Here is a 17,503-nt window from a genome sequence, read left to right on the forward strand (position 1 = left end):
AATCAAAGTTTTCATTTTTGATAGAGGCTATTCAGCCTTTTTATCGAATCGCTCAAAGAGTTGTTATTCAATAAAAAGCAAAAAATCCCAGCGCTTATGCAACTGGGATCTTTGAAAATGAATAATTTAACGATTAGACGGTTTATCTATTCCAAAGTGTAAATACGCTCTGTCGGTCGCGATTCGACCTCTTGGCGTTCTTTGTAAGTAACCTTGCTGAATCAAGTAAGGCTCCAACACATCTTCAATGGTGTCTCTCTCTTCACCAATCGCAGCTGCCATGTTGTCGATACCAACCGGACCACCGCCAAACTTCTCCATGATCGCAAGCAGAAGCTTTCTATCCATGTAGTCAAAGCCTTTGGCGTCAACGTCCAGCATGTTGAGTGCTTTATCTGCAACGTCTGGGCAAATATGTCCATCGCCTTTCACTTCCGCATAGTCACGAACACGACGTAGTAAACGGTTAGCAATACGTGGTGTACCACGCGCACGGCGGGCAATTTCTAATGCACCTTCAGACTCCAGAGATAGGCCAAGGCAATCCGCGCTGCGTTGAACGATATTTTGAAGATCTTCTACTTTGTAGTATTCAAGACGCTGGGTAATGCCGAAACGGTCACGTAACGGAGACGTCAGTGAGCCAGCGCGAGTGGTTGCGCCAATCAAAGTGAAAGGAGGAAGATCAATCTTGATAGAACGTGCCGCAGGGCCTTCACCAATCATGATATCTAATTGGTAATCTTCCATTGCGGGATACAACACCTCTTCAACCACTGGGCTTAGACGGTGGATCTCATCAATGAACAGCACATCATTTTCTTCAAGGTTAGTCAGTAGCGCCGCAAGGTCACCGGCTTTCTCAAGAACAGGGCCTGAAGTGGTACGGATGCTCACATCCATTTCATTGGCAACAATGTTTGCCAACGTGGTCTTACCTAAACCGGGAGGGCCAAAAATCAACAGATGATCCAGAGCTTCATTTCGCATTTGAGCGGCTTGAATGAAAATCTCCATCTGGTTACGAACGTGGTCCTGACCTTGATAGTCGGCAAGTGCTTTAGGGCGTATTGCGCGATCAATGACATCTTCATCTTTAAAGACCGGATTATCCGGTGCAATCAGGCGATCGGCTTCAATCATAAATTCTGTTATTCCTAACTCTGCTCTTCCTGACTCTGCGCTTCTTGACTCAGTGTAAAGGCAAAGTGAATGAGTCTATTTTGTAGAACAAGTATATGAGGTATTAAACCATCGACTTTAGTGCTTCGCGAATCAATTGTTCACTTGTCATGCCATCTTTAGCCACTTGAGCAACAACTTTAGAGGCTTGAGTTGGTTTATAGCCCAGTGCAAGTAATGCGCTTACTGCTTCTTCTTCAGCATCGTGAACTGTTGGCATTGAGTCCATAGGCGCTGCATCCGTTGCAGGCGTAAACAGATCACCTGCGCCCCACCCTTTCAAGCGGTCTTTCATTTCAACGACAAGACGCTCTGCGGTTTTCTTACCCACACCAGGAAGTTTAACCAACGTAGAGATATCTTCACGTTCAACGCTCTGAACAAACTGGCTTGCCGTCATGCCTGAAAGGATACCAAGACCAAGTTTAGGGCCGACACCATTCGCTTTAATCACTTCACGGAACAAGGCACGCTCTTTAACGGTGTTAAAACCATAAAGTAGCTGAGCATCTTCACGTACCACAAAGTGAGTGTAGATAATTGCCTCTTCGCCAACGTTTGGTAATTCATAAAAACAGCTCATTGGCATTTGTACTTCATAACCAACACCACTGACTTCGATTAGCAACTCTGGTGGCTGTTTTTCTATTAATGTACCGCGTAGGCGTCCGATCACAATTCACTCTCTTGATGGAATATTATTTGAGGGACAGAATATAAAAGAACTGGATGCTTATCCAGTTCTTTGTGTTTATTAAGGTGATTTATTTAAGCTTGCTTAGCTTGGGAAACCACACTATTCAGGCTTTCAACCAGTTCTTTTACCGAAGTAACATGGCCTGTTAATTCAGAACCATAATTGGCCACTAAATCCGATACTGATTTAGTTTCTGCAACACTCAGCGCCACCTCTGAACTCGCGAGATCGAGTTCTTTCAGAGAGCTCATCTGCATCGCCATGATATTGGTAAGCTGATTAACATCAGTAGAAATGGTTTGAACCTCTGAGATGATGCCGTTCATTTCATTCGCCGTAGTTTCAATAATGGCTCGACCGTTTTCCACTTCTTCTTTACTGCGATCTAACAAGGTTCGAATCTCTATCGCAGAATGACTGCTTTTCGCCGATAGCTCTCTCACTTGATCGGCCACCACAGCAAAACCTCGTCCTTGTTCACCGGCTCGAGCGGCTTCTATTGCTGCGTTGAGTGCTAATAGGTTGGTTTGTTCGGCTACGGAAGTAATCAAATCGGCGACTTTCATGATTTCTTGATTACTTTGAATGATCTGGCTGATTGCACTGGTTGAGGCTTCTAGTGACTCAGAGCTCTTTTGCGCTTTGGTTCCAACCGCTTCACTGCGCTCTTTCAGTTCACCCACAAATGAATTGGATTCTTCGATGCCTTGAGTCATTTGATGGAGTTGTTGGCTCATCTCTTCTGCAGCGCTCGCTTGAGATTCACAATTGATATTCAACACTTCGACTTGAGCATGCAAGTCTTGCGACTGCTGATCTAAATGAACCGAAACACCTTGTAGACTCTCCGAATTCGAATTGGCTTGGTCGAGCACGATAGAGAGCTGACCTTCACTTTGCGTCGCTTGGTTTGCAACGTGTTGACTTTCTGAAATCGCATCCTCTGCCATTTCGATTGCCACCTCTTTTTGTTTCGCAGTAAATGCTTGGGCAATGCAGATCACCACCAGCGGCATAATCACACCAGACCAAGTTTCTACCACTACCGCATCGGGGGTTAGCTCAAGTAGAGGAAATGCAAATCCATTGAGATGTGCTGAGGTCATCACTAATGAAACACCGATAACCAGTCCACTCCACACCAAAGCCACAATTCGTGTTCCTGACAAGAAAAAAGCGACCACTAACAACGGCACCCAATAAGCTTGAGTGGAAGCCACAACCCCACCACTTTGATAAATGATGTTCAACGCGTGTACCGCCATGCCGACAAAACCAAAGTTAAGTGCAAGGCTCGGCTTACTCGTCACACGAAGTAGCAGTGCAGAGATCAGTTCGAATACGATAAGAAATACAGATGTGGCGATCAGAAGTTGCTCTTCGTGCTTAGTCCACTTGATTAAGCTATAGACACCCACGAAGAATGCGATAAAAGTGAAGAGTAATAAGATATCGGCTTGTCTGACTTCGTTGTTACTCCACCCATTGCTTTTAGGGAGAAACAGCGCGCGCCACAGCTTGATTGGGTTCATCAGTGATCATCCTTGATTAACTTGTAAGACCTCTGACCAATGTTAATAACATGTTAAATGATACGCAATGTTATTATCTGGGTTCTGTTCGAAAGATCTCATTTCATCAAGGATTTAGGTGCGTATTGTTTTGATATGAGCCAAACGGGGCGTAAGGCTCATCGAAAGAAAACTTCTAGAAAGCGATGGGGGGATTAACGGTAGCGTCCTTTTCTCGCACCTGTCGCTTTACCTGCCAGTGCAACCAAGGTTTTATTGGTGTTAGCGTGAGTGATCGCTACGCCGAGAGCATCGGCAGCATCAGCCTGTGGTTTGGCAGGTAACTTGAGCATGCTCATCACCATGTTCTGAACCATCGACTTATCAGCGCCACCATTACCTGTCACCGCCTGTTTGATTAGACGAGCCGCATACTCATGAACGGGCAAATCCGCATTCACTGCTGCCACAATCGCGCTACCACGAGCTTGTCCAAGCTTAAGTGCTGAGTCGGCATTCTTCGCCATGAACACTTGTTCGATCGCGAATACGTCAGGCTGAAACTGAGTAATGATCTCACTAACGCCCGCATAGATTTGCTTTAAGCGACCTGGCAGTTCTTTTTCGGAAGTGCGAATACAACCACTACCTAAGTAATATAGATGGCGACCATTTTGACGAATCACGCCATAGCCGGTAATGCGAGAGCCAGGGTCAATCCCTAAGATAATAGACATAACTTCAATACTGATTATTTATACATGCTTTATGAGCTTAGTATATCGAACGCAAAAAAAAATGCCCGTCAAATTAACGGGCATTTCGTTGTTCTGCGAAAGAAAAAGTTCTATCAAAAACTAAGTTTTGTTGAAAGTTTAAGTGCTATCTAAGACTTAAGCTCTATCGAAAACTCACTGCTTGATTAGAAAGTTGAGCTTAATCGTTTGATTAGTCTTCTTTCTTCGCTAAGTTAACAGCGATTGCTAGCTCTTCCAGTGATGCTGGGTTTGCTAGGCTTGGCGCGTCTGTTAACAGACATGCTGCAGCTGTTGTTTTCGGGAATGCGATAACGTCACGGATGTTCTCTGTACCACAAAGAAGCATTGCTAAACGGTCAAGACCGAATGCTAGACCTGCGTGTGGTGGCGTACCGTACTTCAGTGCTTCAAGTAGGAAACCGAACTTCTCTTGTTGCTCTTTAGCTTCGATACCTAAGATACCGAATACAGCCGTTTGCATTTCTGCGCTGTGAATACGTACAGAACCGCCGCCGACTTCGTAGCCGTTGATTACCATGTCGTAGGCATCAGAGTTAGCTGCTGCTGGGTTCGATTTTAGCTCTTCCGCGTTCACACCAAGTGGTGATGTGAATGGGTGGTGCATAGCGTGAAGATTGCCTTCGCCATCTTCTTCGAACATTGGGAAATCAATAACCCAAAGTGGAGCCCACGCTTTCTTATCTGTTAGCTCTAGGTCATCACCTAGCTTGATACGAAGTGCGCCCATTGCTTCAGCAACGATGTTCGCTTTATCTGCACCAAATAGAATGATATCGCCAGATTCAGCTTGAGTGCGCTCAAGAAGACCGTTGATTACGTCTTCGTTTAGGAACTTAGCAACTGGAGATTGAATACCTTCCATGCCAGCAGCACGATCGTTAACCTTCATCCAAGCTAGACCTTTCGCGCCGTAGATACCTACGTGCTCTGCGTAACCGTCGATTTGCTTACGAGTCAGCTTAGCGCCACCCGGTACACGGATAACCGCTACGCGACCTTTTTCGTCGTTCGCAGGGCCAGAGAATACTTTGAACTCAACGTCTTTAACCAAGTCAGCAACGTCTACTAATTCTAGTGGGTTACGTAGATCTGGCTTATCAGAACCGAAACGACGAATCGCTTCAGAGAAAGGCATTACTGGGAATTGGCCCAGTTCAACATCTAGAAGCTCTTTCCACATATCGTGAACGAGCTTCTCAGTGATGTTACGCACTTCTTGAGAAGACATGAACGATGTTTCGATATCGATTTGAGTAAATTCAGGCTGACGGTCAGCACGTAAATCTTCATCACGGAAACATTTAACGATTTGGTAGTAACGGTCAAAACCAGACATCATCAGCAATTGCTTGAACAGCTGAGGAGATTGAGGAAGTGCGTAGAAGCTACCTTTGTGAACACGGCTTGGTACTAAGTAGTCACGAGCGCCTTCAGGCGTCGCTTTCGTTAGTACTGGTGTTTCGATGTCTAGGAATAGGTTCTCATCTAGGAAACGACGAACGAAGCTAGAAGCACGTGCACGAAGCTTAATACGATCGCTCATTTCTGGACGACGAAGATCGATGTAACGGTACTTAAGACGCTGCTCTTCAGAGTTCGTTTGGTTGAAGTCTAGTGGAAGCGCTTCTGAACGGTTGATGATCTCAAGGCCAGTTGCGTAAAGCTCAACTTCACCCGTCGCCATATCTTTATTTACTTGGCTGTCAGGACGAACACGTACTTCACCAGTAAATTTGATACAGAATTCATTACGCAGTTGGTTAGCGATCGGGAAGATATCTTTCATATCTGGATCGACAACAACCTGAACGACGCCTTCACGATCTCGCATATCGATAAAGATAAGACCGCCTAAATCACGGCGACGGTTTACCCAGCCGCACAATTCTACAGTTTGTCCCGCCAGGGACTTGTTCAGGTTACCACAGTAATGGGTACGCATAATGAATTTCCCAATCTCTTAATTATTTACTAGTTTCCAAGCTGTCAGTGGTCATTCCACACAACAGAGCAAAGGAACATTTATACGCGGAAACTCGTTTAAAATCGACCTTCCACATTCGAATTTATTGTGTTTTATCTGGCTTTGCTGCTTTTTAGCCCATCAAGTGCGCAAAGATTCATCAAAACCGAAAAAATTGCGCTAATTATATCTCGAAAGTACCTTAATCAGCAAAACTCTCGTAAAGTAGATTTTAGGGCGCGTTGACCTTTCGTGGTTAAATTTTGTTCGAGATAAAAGCGTTTTAATCGCGGCGAGGGAGAAGTAGCCTAGTCATTCTAAGCAAATCTCCCTCAACAAAGAGTAAAACGCTTTTAGCCGAACCCTTCGGGCAGCGTTTGCTGGTCATTTCTACTACGTTATCGGCTTCTCATGTAGGCTAGCTACACATCAAAGCCTCTGCCTTGTATAAATACCCAGCAACTCGCTGCAAAAACCAGCTCGAAAGATCAACACGCCCTAATTTCAAACCAAAAACTTTTTGTAATGACTGATCGCGTGATGAATAACGGTGTAATAGATGGATGATCGTGTAATAACAACAGAAACTTTACCTCTAAGACTTGGATTAACCATGTGGTCTCACTCTGAGTGGCAAAGTCAGTTCTATGGCAAAGGCACCAAGCCTGCCGAACGCCTAGAAAAGTACACACAAGTTTTTCATACGGTTGAAGGCAACACGACCTTCTACGCCACACCGAGTATGTCGACCGTTAACAACTGGAAAGCCGCCAGTCACGATGATTTTAGGTTCACCTTCAAGCTGCCAAAGTTCATCACCCACCAGCAACAACTTAAACACTGCCAAGCCGAGCTCAAAGAGTTTTTAATGACCATGTCGCCACTGCACGACCGTATTGGCCAATGGACGATTCAGCTACCACACAGTTTTGAACCTAGTATGCTCCCTGCCCTGCAAAAGTTTTGTACCTTGTTCCCCAAAAATATGCAGCTCGGCGTAGAGGTTCGTCACCTTGGTTTTTTTGATAAGGGCGATGCGGAAAAGCGCTTCAATCATTGGTTAATAGAAGAAGGGATCAATCGCATTATTATGGATAGCCGCCCCGTTTTCTCCGCACCACCAACAACGGAAGCCGTTATCGATGCTCATCAGAAAAAGCCGCGCGTTCCCGTACATGCGATTGCGACCGCCAATAACCCTATGGTTCGATTTATTGGTCACCCAGACCAAGAACCTAATATTGAGTTTTTTAAACCTTGGTTTGCCAAAATTCCAAGCTGGCTTAATGAAGGCAAACAGCCCTATTTAATGATCCACACCCCAGACAATAATCACGCACCTGAACTTGCGATAGCTATTTATAAGCAGCTGCAAAAGCAAGTGTCTGAAAATACGTCACTTATCTTGCCTGACCTCGCTCAATTTCCAGCACAGAAAGGCAATCATCAAATCTCGATGTTTTAACCCATCACCTATCAGTAACTTCGAACCTTGAGCTAAATCTCAGTTTTCGTGACAGTAGCGCTTTTTTTACGTAAAATACGTCCCCTTTTATTTGGTATGAATTTTGTGCCAATTACGCTGACTGTCGAGAGAAAATGCCATGAGCAACACAGACAATATCTTTTCCGCTCCTATTGATAAAATTGGTGATTTCACCTTTGATGCAAGGGTTGCTGAAGTATTTCCGGATATGATCCAACGCTCGGTGCCTGGCTATAGCAATATCATCTCCGCAATTGGCATGCTGGCTGAGCGCTTTGTAAAGCCACATTCAAATATTTACGACCTAGGCTGCTCTCTTGGCGCGGCGACACTTTCAATGCGTCGCCATATTCAGCAAGAAGGCTGCACCATTTTCGCTGTTGATAATTCACAAGCGATGGTTGAACGCTGCAAGTTGCACGTTAATGCTTACCGCAGTGACACGCCAGTTGAAGTCATTGAAGCCGACATCCGTGAAGTAGAAATTAAAGACGCCTCTGTTGTGGTTCTTAACTTTACGCTGCAATTTCTGTCTCCCGACGACCGATACGCTCTGCTTGAGAGAATTTATGCAGGCTTGCGCCCTGGCGGGATCTTAATTCTGTCAGAAAAATACGTATTCGAAGATGAAAGTTCAAATGAACTGCTTATCGACCTGCACCATGATTTCAAACGTGCCAATGGATACAGCGAGCTTGAAGTAAGCCAAAAACGCAGTGCAATTGAAAACGTGATGCGTCCAGACTCGATCCCTGTCCACAAGGAACGCTTTGATAAGATTGGCTTCTCAAGCAGCGAAGTGTGGTTCCAATGCTTCAACTTTGGTTCAATGTTCGCGATTAAATAGCGCACATACCCAGTCAGCTCGAACTAAAACGTCATCCTCAAGAGCGAGGAACGAGCGAGTTGGGGATCTCTATCAAGTACGATAAACCGAGATTCCCTATCATGTTCGTCCCTCACTGTAGGGAATGACAAATTTAATTTTTATTTTAGGGTTTATTGATCCTATTAACTCAGTGAAAAACTATGTTTAATTTTGCCAATTTTTATCAACTCATTGCCCAAGACACTCGCCTACAGCCGTGGCTCAATGTTCTTCCTCAACAGCTGACGGATTGGCAAAATGCAGAGCACGGTGACTTCGACCGTTGGTTACGTGCACTGAATAAAATCCCTCAAGGCGTGCCTGACCAAGTTGATCTGAAAAACTCAGTAACCATTGGTAGCTCGACACCATTTCACACGGGTGAACTTAAGAAGTTAGAAAGCTTACTAAAGACCTTTCATCCGTGGAGGAAGGGTCCTTACACCGTTCACGATATTCATATCGATACGGAGTGGCGCAGTGACTGGAAATGGGACCGTGTCCTTCCACATATCTCACCGCTTAAAAACCGTTCAGTACTCGATGTAGGTTGTGGCAATGGTTACCACATGTGGCGCATGCTAGGTGAAGGCGCACGCCTAACGGTGGGTATCGACCCTTCTCACCTATTCTTGGTTCAGTTTGAAGCGATTCGTAAGTTAATGGGCGATGACCAACGTGCTCACCTATTACCTTTAGGTATTGAGCAACTGCCAAAACTAGAAGCCTACGATACTGTATTTAGCATGGGTGTGCTGTACCACCGTCGTTCACCACTGGATCACTTGATTCAGCTAAAAGACCAATTGGCATCTGGCGGTGAGCTGGTTCTTGAAACCTTGGTGATTGAAGGTGACGAGAATGCGGTATTGGTCCCTGTTGACCGTTACGCGCAAATGAGAAATGTGTACTTCTTCCCTTCTGCTCGCGCACTGAAACGCTGGCTAGAACAGGTTGGCTTTGAAGACGTGCGTATCGTTGACGAAAATGTCACGACGATTGGCGAACAACGCACAACAGAATGGATGACACACAACTCCCTTCCAGATTACCTCGATCCGAACGATCCAAGTAAAACGGTTGAGGGTCACCCTGCACCAAGACGTGCCGTTCTTGTTGCGACGAAACCGTAATTTCTATAAGACCAAAGCCATGAACTCTGTGGTCACTAAGTCTTAGTTATTTATATGTGTAAGTTTTGATTAGCAAGAGCATGAATTGTATAAAATCCGTGCTCATGCTTAACAAATGAACGAACTCAGATCACAATAATTTTCGTAGCGCTCACATAGCGATTCAATATGACCAGACTCTTACAATAGGATGCTTCACGCGTCCTTTTTTGTGGGATAAACTACTAAATAGTCTGAACTATTCTCTAATTCTCAAAGGTTTTTTATATGTTTAAGCGATTATCGCCTATCGTGGCGGTTGGTTTGCTCTCTGGTTGTACCCTCACGAACGGTGCTACCTACCACCAAGAAACTCTCGACGCTATTGCCCGCTCAGAGACAAACATCGCAAATAAGGTTCAAAATCTTGAACTGCAACTAAGTAATCAAAGTGATTATATTGAAAGCTTAGAAGACGAAATCACCACTCTTTCTAGTCAATTAGATGTTCACCTAACCAGTATGGAACACAAGGTAATTGAAGAACTAGAGCAAGAAGAACCCGTTGTCGTTGCCGCAACTCCTGTCACCACTACGTTACAACCGACCATCCTTGGCGGAATCGAAAAAGTGTCTATCGACTCGATCAAACAGAGCTTTGATGCGCGTGTTGATACTGGCGCAACCACCTCTTCTTTAAATGCTGTCGACATCAAAGAATTCGAACGTAACGGTAAAGACTGGGTGAGATTCCATTTGGCCGATAAAGCACAAGCTGTAGAAGACCAAAAATGGATTGAAGCGCCCGTTGTGCGGTATGTAAAAATCCGTCAGTCAACGAATGACCAGACAGAACGTCGAGCTGTGATCGAATTATGGGTAAAAGTTGGAAATATCCATGAAAAAGCGCAATTTACATTGGCGGATCGCTCTCAAATGAGTCACCCTGTATTACTAGGGCGCGAATTTATCAAAGACATAGCGCTAGTAGATGTAAGTAAAAAGTACGTACAAACGGAAGTTAAATAACAATAGTAGGGTAAGCTATGACGTCAAGAATTCCATTTTATATCTCTATTTTCCTGCTCATCGTGGCAGGTATAACACTGAGTATGTTCAGACATACCACCTACGGCGTACCTTGGACTCCAGGGGAAACCAGGCAGGTTTGGGACGTTGAAGCTCGTATCGAGTTCAATGCGGTTGGTAAAGAAGCAAAAGTTTCATTAGCTGCTCCTCACACTCAATCTAATTACACACTTATTGGTGAGTCAGCTTCATCTCCAGGTTACGGCATCTCTTACTTGAACACCGAGTCAGGTCGTCGTGCAGAATGGTCTATTCGCCACGCTGATGGCCCGCAAACTATCTACTACAAGACTCAATTCCTAGTTGATAACCAAGCAAAAATTGATGCGATACCACCAGAAGGTGAAATTACGCAACCAAGCTTTGATGGTCCAGAAGAAGCGGCAGCGTTGGCACTGATTGACCGAGCAACCAAGCGCTCAGCAGACAACATCACCTTCACTCGTGAACTTATCAAAACGCTTAATGATCCAGACAGCCAAAACTCTGCGCTGATTCTGAATAACATGAGCAAAGTTGAAGCAACACACAAGCTACTTTCAGCAGCAAACATTCACAATAAAGTGGTTGGTGTTATTGAGCTAGAAGATGGACGTCGTCGTCAGTCTATCCAGCAAATGAACCAGATCTGGGATAACGACCAATGGGTTTTATTCTCTCCTGAATCAAGCGAACAGCAAGTTCAGCCAAACCTGCTAATTTGGGATGAATCAAATGTATCTCTATTAGACGTGGTTGGCGGTCAGAACAGTAAAGTTCACTTCTCGATGATTGCTCAGGAGGTGACTCCCACTGAAGCAACCAACAGTAAAGTCTCTGCGGATCAACTGTTAAACCTTTCCATTCATAGTCTGCCGCTAGAAGAGCAAGCGATGTTTAAAACCATCATGCTGATTCCTATCGGTGCTCTGATTGTTGTGTTCCTACGTGTCATCATCGGCCTGAAAACGTCTGGTACGTTCATGCCTGTACTGATTGCAGTAGCCTTTGTACAAACACAATTGGTAACGGGTATTGTCGGCTTCCTACTTATCGTAGGTACAGGTCTTATTATTCGAAGTTACTTATCCAAGCTCAACTTGCTACTGGTCGCCAGGATATCCGCCGTTATCATTACGGTAATCATGATTATCTCTGTGTTTACTGTAGTGGCGTTTAAAGTCGGTCTGACTGAAGGTCTATCGATTACGTTCTTCCCAATGATTATCCTATCTTGGACTATCGAACGTATGTCTATCCTTTGGGAAGAAGAAGGGGCGAAAGAGGTAGTGCTACAAGGTGGTGGTTCTCTATTTACCGCTGTTCTTGTTTACTTAGGCATGACTAACCCGTTCATCCAGCATTTAACGTTTAACTTTATTGGTTTACAGCTTGTTATTCTAGCGACCATCTTGCTACTAGGTAACTACACAGGCTACCGTCTAACCGAGCTTCGTCGCTTTAAACCGCTAGCGGAGGACTAAGTTATGTTTGATCAATTTACTTCACCGTTTAAGTTGAAAGACAAAGGCATAATGGGAATGAACAAGCGTAACCATAGCTATATTGGTCGCTACAATGATCGTTCCAAGTATCCACTCGTTGATGACAAGCTTAAGACTAAGATTATTGCTGAACAAGCTGGTGCAACCGTACCAACACTGATTGGCGTTATTGGTCACCAAGCTGAAGTAAAAACAATCCACAAGATGGTTAAAGAGTGGCCGGGGTTTGTAATCAAGCCCGCTCAAGGTAGTGGTGGTAAAGGTATCCTTGTTGTTATTTCTCACAAGGATGGTGTTTATACCAAGCCATCGGGTTCGACTATCAATGAAGAAGACGTAGAGCGTCACATCAGTAACGCTCTCGCGGGTCTTTTCTCACTGGGTGGTAAGAACGACGTAGCCGTGGTTGAAAACCTCATCAAGTTTGACGAGTGTTTTGATGGCTTCAGTTATGAAGGTGTGCCAGATGTACGAATTATCGTATTCAAAGGCTACCCTGTGATGGCGATGATGCGTCTTTCTACTTCAGCTTCTGACGGCAAGGCAAACTTGCACCAAGGCGCTGTGGGTGTGGGTATCTGTATTGCTACGGGTAAAGCCGTTCGTGCGGTTCAATTTGACCACCCTGTGACTCACCACCCGGACACGGACAAAGAGTTGGCACAACTTCAAGTACCGCATTGGGAAAAGCTGCTTACGCTAGCATCAAGCGCGTGGGAAATGACAGGCCTTGGTTACATGGGCACTGACATGGTTTTAGACCAAGAAGAAGGCCCAATGGTACTAGAGCTAAACGCTCGTCCAGGATTAGCAATACAGATTGCAAACGGCGCAGGTTTATTGCCTCGCTTGCATCATATTGAAAACCTAGGCACGCCAGCTGAATATCCAAAACCTTCCGAGCGCGTGGCATACGCCGCAAAGCAATTTGGTGTTCACGGTAACGAACTCGCTTCCAACTAAGCGACTAACTCGGCCATTTGACACCGAGTCTAGCTCAATAAATAAAGCCGCATAACTCTGAGAGTTACGCGGCTTTTTAATGCCTATCGTTAATTAACTTAACGCTCGGAACTAAGCTTCTGTTGTTTCTGCTTCAGACTCACGAATTGGGTCAATGCGGACTGCCGCCACCTTAAACTCTGGGATCTTAGCGTGCGGATCGGTTGCAGTCGTAGTTAAGCGGTTAACTGGAGATTCGACAAAATGGAATGGAATAAATACCACACCCTTTTGCATTCGCTTAGTGACAAATGCCGCGATTTCAATTTCTCCACGACGGGTTGATACTTTGAGCATCTGGCCATTCGAGATCCCTAACGCTTCGGCATCATGAACACTCACCATCGCACGTGGTCCTGCCAAGTTATCAAGCCCTTTGGTTTTACGTGTCATGGTTCCTGTGTGGAACTGTTCTAGGATGCGACCTGTCGTTAATACTAGCGGGTATTCCGCATCAGGAAGTTCTGCTGCGTATCTAAACGGAATCGCTTCCATTTGACCACGCCCGCGAGTGAATTGAGTCTGGTGCATGATGCGTGTACCGTCAGGGTTATTCTTATTACTTGGCCATTGGACGCCGTTCACCGTAATATTCTCCCAACGTAAACCACCATACTGCGGCGTTACACGTGCTATCTCATTGGTGATATCAGCAACGGTTTTATAATCCCAACCGCCGCCCATTGCATTGGCTAGCATTTGAATAATCACCCAATCTTCTTTCGCGTCACCGGGCGGATTAACAGCAGGATTAATACGTTGTACTCGGCGCTCTGTATTGGTGAAGTGGCCAGACTTTTCAGCAAACGAACAAGACGGCAGAACCACATCGGCATACTGAGCGGTTTCGGTTAAGAAAATATCTTGAACCACTAGGAAATCTAACGCTTCAAGGCCTTCAATCACATGCGCTTGATTTGGGTCACTCAACACTGGGTTCTCACCCATGACATACAGACCGCGAACATCTCGATGGCACGCTCCATCAATAATTTCGGTGAGCGTTAACCCCGCTTCCGCTGGTAAATCAGCAACACCCCACTCCATCGCAAATTTTTGACGAACTATCGGGTTATACACTTTCTGATAACCTGGAAGGTTGTTCGGCAATGCCCCCATATCACACGCGCCCTGAACATTGGATTGACCACGTAATGGGTTGATACCACCGCCTTCGATACCAATGTTGCCACACAAGAGTTGTAGATTAGCGATTGAACGTACGTTGTCGTGACCAGTAGTGTGTTGCGTAATACCCATCGAATAATACACTGCGGTGCGTTCTGCAGTACCAATCAAGCGAGCCATCGCGAAGATATCTTCCGCTTTCACGCCAGTCACCAATTCGACTTTATCAAGTGAGTAGCTTGGTGACATGACTTCCTGCAATAAGGTATCAAAGCCGTCAACACGATCATCAATATAATCTTGATCGTACCAACCGTGTTTGATGATCTGCTGCATCACACCATTAATCAGCATCACATCGGTGCCCGGTCGGTGCGCTAAATAAAGCTCAGCGTGGTCAGCAATATCGATTCGTTTTGGATCAGCAACGATCAATCGTGCTCCACCATGCCTCACCGCTTGCTTGATGTGCGAGCCAATAATTGGGTGTGCTGAAGTAGTGTCTGAACCGATAATAAAGATCACATCTGAGTGCTTGATACTTGGAATATCATTGGTCATTGCACCGCTGCCCAGCGAAGCCTCTAAACCGGTAACAGTCGAAGCATGACAAAGACGAGCACAGTGATCGACGTTATTGGTACCTAGTTCGCGACGTATGAATTTTTGGAAGGCATAGTTGTCTTCATTGGTGGTTTTCGCCGACGAGAAGCCCGCTAAAGCATTACTACCGAAACCCTGTTTAATCGCGGTAAATTTATCAGCAATGAGTTTAATCGCTTCTTCCCAACTTGCAGGTTGCAACCAGCCATCTTTACGAATTAATGGTGTGGTTAAACGCGCATCACTGCCCACAAAATCGAAACCGAATCGCCCCTTAACACACAACATGCCTTCATTAACCGGAGAGTCACCGCCTTCGATATAACGGATTCTGTTTTTCTGTTCATCGATATGCATGGTTAGCTTACAGCCCACACCACAATAGGTGCAGATGGTATCGACTTTCTTGAGTAGGCCTGTGTCTCCCTGCTTTCTATCACGAGCATCCACCATTGCACCGGTTGGACACGCCTGAATACACGATCCACATTGAACGCAGTTTGAGTCGCCCATTAAGGTCTTGTCTGCCCCAAAATTAGGACGACATTCAGGTCTTGATGCAGGCTTGCCATCAGATTGATTCATGAAGCTTAAAACACCATGAACATTCTGTTCACGGCACGCTTGGATACACTGCCCGCAACTGATGCAGCGGTTGGCATCAAAGATAATAAATTCTGAACTGTCATCAACTGCAAATTTTTGTCTTGTTAAACCGACCTTCGCTTCTTCTACGCGTATCGCCTGCCAGTTCTCATTCGAAGCCACATCGATTTTGTACTCTGGATGTGTTTGCGTTGCTTTGTATTCGGTCGAGTAGTCTCGTAGGTCGCAATCGGTATTGGCTTGGCAACCACATTCTAGGCATCTTGCTGCTTCCGCAATTGCATCAGCATTATCAAATCCAGTTTCTACTTCGTCGAAGCTTTGTTCACGCTGCTCGGGTGTTAGCTCTGGCATGATCTTACGCGCCATACGCTGTATGGATTTGTATTGCTCAGGATCCACTGCTTTGAGCTGCTTGTGCTTTCTTGAGTTAAACGGTTTAGCCGGAATGTTATCCATGTCGCCATGGAAGAAGCGATCGATCGCCTGTGCAGCAATGCGCCCATCCCCCACCGCTTCCACTGCGGTTGCAGGGCCGCGTCGGAAATCACCAATACTAAAGATATTGCCAGTACCTGTATGCATGGTTTGCGGATCGGCATCAGCGGTATTCCAACGAGTAAGAGGAATATCAATCGCTTCATTGTCCATAAAGCTCAGATCCGGCTTTTGCGACACGGCAGCAATAACCGTATCAAACGCTTCAACAAAGAATTCGCCTGTTGGTTTAGGGCTGCGACGACCTGAAGCATCAGCCGGACCCAAAGCCATACGCTCTAATCGTATTTCTGATACATGACCATTTTCATCGGCTATGTTTTCTGCCGGGTTGGTTAAGAAATGGAACTTCACACCTTCATGCTCAGCTTCTTCGATTTCGTAATCTTCTGCTGGCATCTCATCTCGAGTACGACGATAAATCAGCGTGGTATCCGCACCATCACGAACTGCGGTTCGAGCACAGTCAATCGCGGTATTCCCGCCACCGATCACTGCAACCTTTTTACCAGTGACATACTGTTGGTCGGTCACGTAATCTTTCAGGTAATCGACGCCTAGATAACAACCGCCAAGCTCGCTGCCCGGATAATTCATTTCAACTGCTTGCGATGCACCAACCGCTAAGCAAACCGCATCAAAATCGTTACTCAAATCAGACAGTGTAAAATCAACACCGAGTTTTTTATCACACTCTACCGACATCCCATTACGACACATCAGTTCGATTTCTTTATCTAGAATCGACTTAGGTAAGCGATATTCAGGGATACCGTAACGCAGCCAACCTCCCGCTTTGGGCATCGACTCATAAACACTCACATCGTAGCCTTCGTTAGATAGGTAGTAACCCGCCGTAAGACCACCGGGACCACTACCAACAATCGCAATACTCTTGCCTTTAATTGGTTTCTTAGTTGGCATGTAGCTCTCTTGAGCGGCTAAATCTGCGTCGGCAGCGTGTCGTTTGAGTTGGCGAATCGCGATGGATTCATCGACCAAGTTGCGACGACATTCAGTTTCACAGAAAGCAGGACATACTCGACCAATCGACAGGGGCATTGGCAGTGTCTTTTTGATGACCTCTATCGCTTTGATGTGATCATTTTGAGCAATATGATGCAGGTAAGATTGGATATCGACCCCAGCAGGACACGCTGTTTGGCATGGCGCTTCACAATCGGCGTAATGATCGGTCATGATGCGGTTCAACGCTTCTTGCCGATGAGTTGTTAACTGTTTTGACTGGGTGGTAATATTCAGCCCATTAGACACTTCAAGCTCACAAGAACGAGTGACACCAACGCCATCAACTTCAACAACACACAAGTCACACGGTACTTTATCCGCTGTTTTGTTCAAACCACATAAAGATGGGATCTCTAAACCACATGTTTTTGCCGCCTCAAGAACGGTTTGTCCTTGCTCGACGATTCGATATTTCCCATCAATAACGATTTGAATCATACCTAAGTCCTACCTTTACCTTTCGCAC

At 45.5% G+C, this 17,503-nt stretch carries 12 protein-coding genes; 6 read left to right on the plus strand and 6 right to left on the minus strand.

The genetic code is table 11. The features are described from left to right. Positions 1-126 precede the first annotated feature (126 nt). The 5 genes from ruvB to aspS form a co-directional block, all read right to left on the minus strand. Complete coding sequence (gene ruvB / locus NX845_RS10605; protein WP_017083931.1) at positions 127-1,143, minus strand: Holliday junction branch migration DNA helicase RuvB; 1,017 nt, start codon at positions 1,141-1,143, stop codon at positions 127-129. 103 nt (positions 1,144-1,246) lie between these two features. Beyond that, positions 1,247-1,858 carry a Holliday junction branch migration protein RuvA gene (ruvA, locus tag NX845_RS10610; RefSeq protein WP_017076435.1) on the minus strand — a complete coding sequence of 204 codons (612 nt, stop codon included), beginning with the start codon at positions 1,856-1,858 and terminating at the stop codon, positions 1,247-1,249. A gap of 92 nt (positions 1,859-1,950) precedes the next feature. Further along, positions 1,951-3,411: a methyl-accepting chemotaxis protein gene (locus NX845_RS10615; protein ID WP_065681580.1), complete on the minus strand. Its 1,461-nt coding sequence runs from the start codon at positions 3,409-3,411 to the stop codon at positions 1,951-1,953. A gap of 194 nt (positions 3,412-3,605) precedes the next feature. After that, entirely contained in the window at positions 3,606-4,127 is a 522-nt protein-coding gene (gene ruvC / locus NX845_RS10620; RefSeq protein ID WP_004736470.1) for a crossover junction endodeoxyribonuclease RuvC, read from the minus strand. A gap of 211 nt (positions 4,128-4,338) precedes the next feature. Next, positions 4,339-6,111, minus strand: a complete 1,773-nt coding sequence (gene aspS, locus NX845_RS10625; RefSeq protein ID WP_004736469.1) for an aspartate--tRNA ligase — start codon at positions 6,109-6,111, stop codon at positions 4,339-4,341. A gap of 580 nt (positions 6,112-6,691) precedes the next feature. On the opposite strand from aspS, the gene NX845_RS10630 reads away from it, so the two are divergent. From NX845_RS10630 to NX845_RS10655, 6 genes are all read left to right on the plus strand, one after another. Further along, on the plus strand, positions 6,692-7,597 hold the full coding sequence (locus NX845_RS10630) for a DUF72 domain-containing protein (protein WP_065681581.1): 906 nt from the start codon (positions 6,692-6,694) through the stop codon (positions 7,595-7,597). A 139-nt stretch (positions 7,598-7,736) separates the two neighbouring features. Beyond that, entirely contained in the window at positions 7,737-8,465 is a 729-nt protein-coding gene (gene cmoA, locus NX845_RS10635; RefSeq protein WP_017078176.1) for a carboxy-S-adenosyl-L-methionine synthase CmoA, read from the plus strand. A 182-nt stretch (positions 8,466-8,647) separates the two neighbouring features. Continuing rightward, complete coding sequence (gene cmoB / locus NX845_RS10640; RefSeq protein WP_004736466.1) at positions 8,648-9,619, plus strand: tRNA 5-methoxyuridine(34)/uridine 5-oxyacetic acid(34) synthase CmoB; 972 nt, start codon at positions 8,648-8,650, stop codon at positions 9,617-9,619. Positions 9,620-9,886: 267 nt separating this feature from the next. Continuing rightward, a complete protein-coding gene (locus NX845_RS10645; RefSeq protein ID WP_004736465.1) occupies positions 9,887-10,627 on the plus strand; it encodes an ATP-dependent zinc protease in 741 nt (246 codons plus the stop codon). 17 nt (positions 10,628-10,644) lie between these two features. Beyond that, positions 10,645-12,150, plus strand: coding sequence for an inactive transglutaminase family protein (locus tag NX845_RS10650; RefSeq protein ID WP_004736464.1), 1,506 nt, complete (start codon positions 10,645-10,647; stop codon positions 12,148-12,150). 3 nt (positions 12,151-12,153) lie between these two features. Continuing rightward, positions 12,154-13,134, plus strand: a complete 981-nt coding sequence (locus NX845_RS10655) for an alpha-L-glutamate ligase-like protein (protein ID WP_065681583.1) — start codon at positions 12,154-12,156, stop codon at positions 13,132-13,134. A gap of 111 nt (positions 13,135-13,245) precedes the next feature. Here the strand turns inward: NX845_RS10655 and fdhF are convergent, their stop codons facing one another. Then, the gene (fdhF, locus tag NX845_RS10660) at positions 13,246-17,475 is read right to left on the minus strand and encodes a formate dehydrogenase subunit alpha (protein ID WP_065681584.1); all 4,230 of its coding nucleotides are present in this window, start codon (positions 17,473-17,475) and stop codon (positions 13,246-13,248) included. Positions 17,476-17,503 lie beyond the last annotated feature (28 nt).

This window comes from Vibrio sp. NC2, from assembly GCF_025195005.1.
Taxonomy (GTDB): domain Bacteria; phylum Pseudomonadota; class Gammaproteobacteria; order Enterobacterales; family Vibrionaceae; genus Vibrio; species Vibrio splendidus.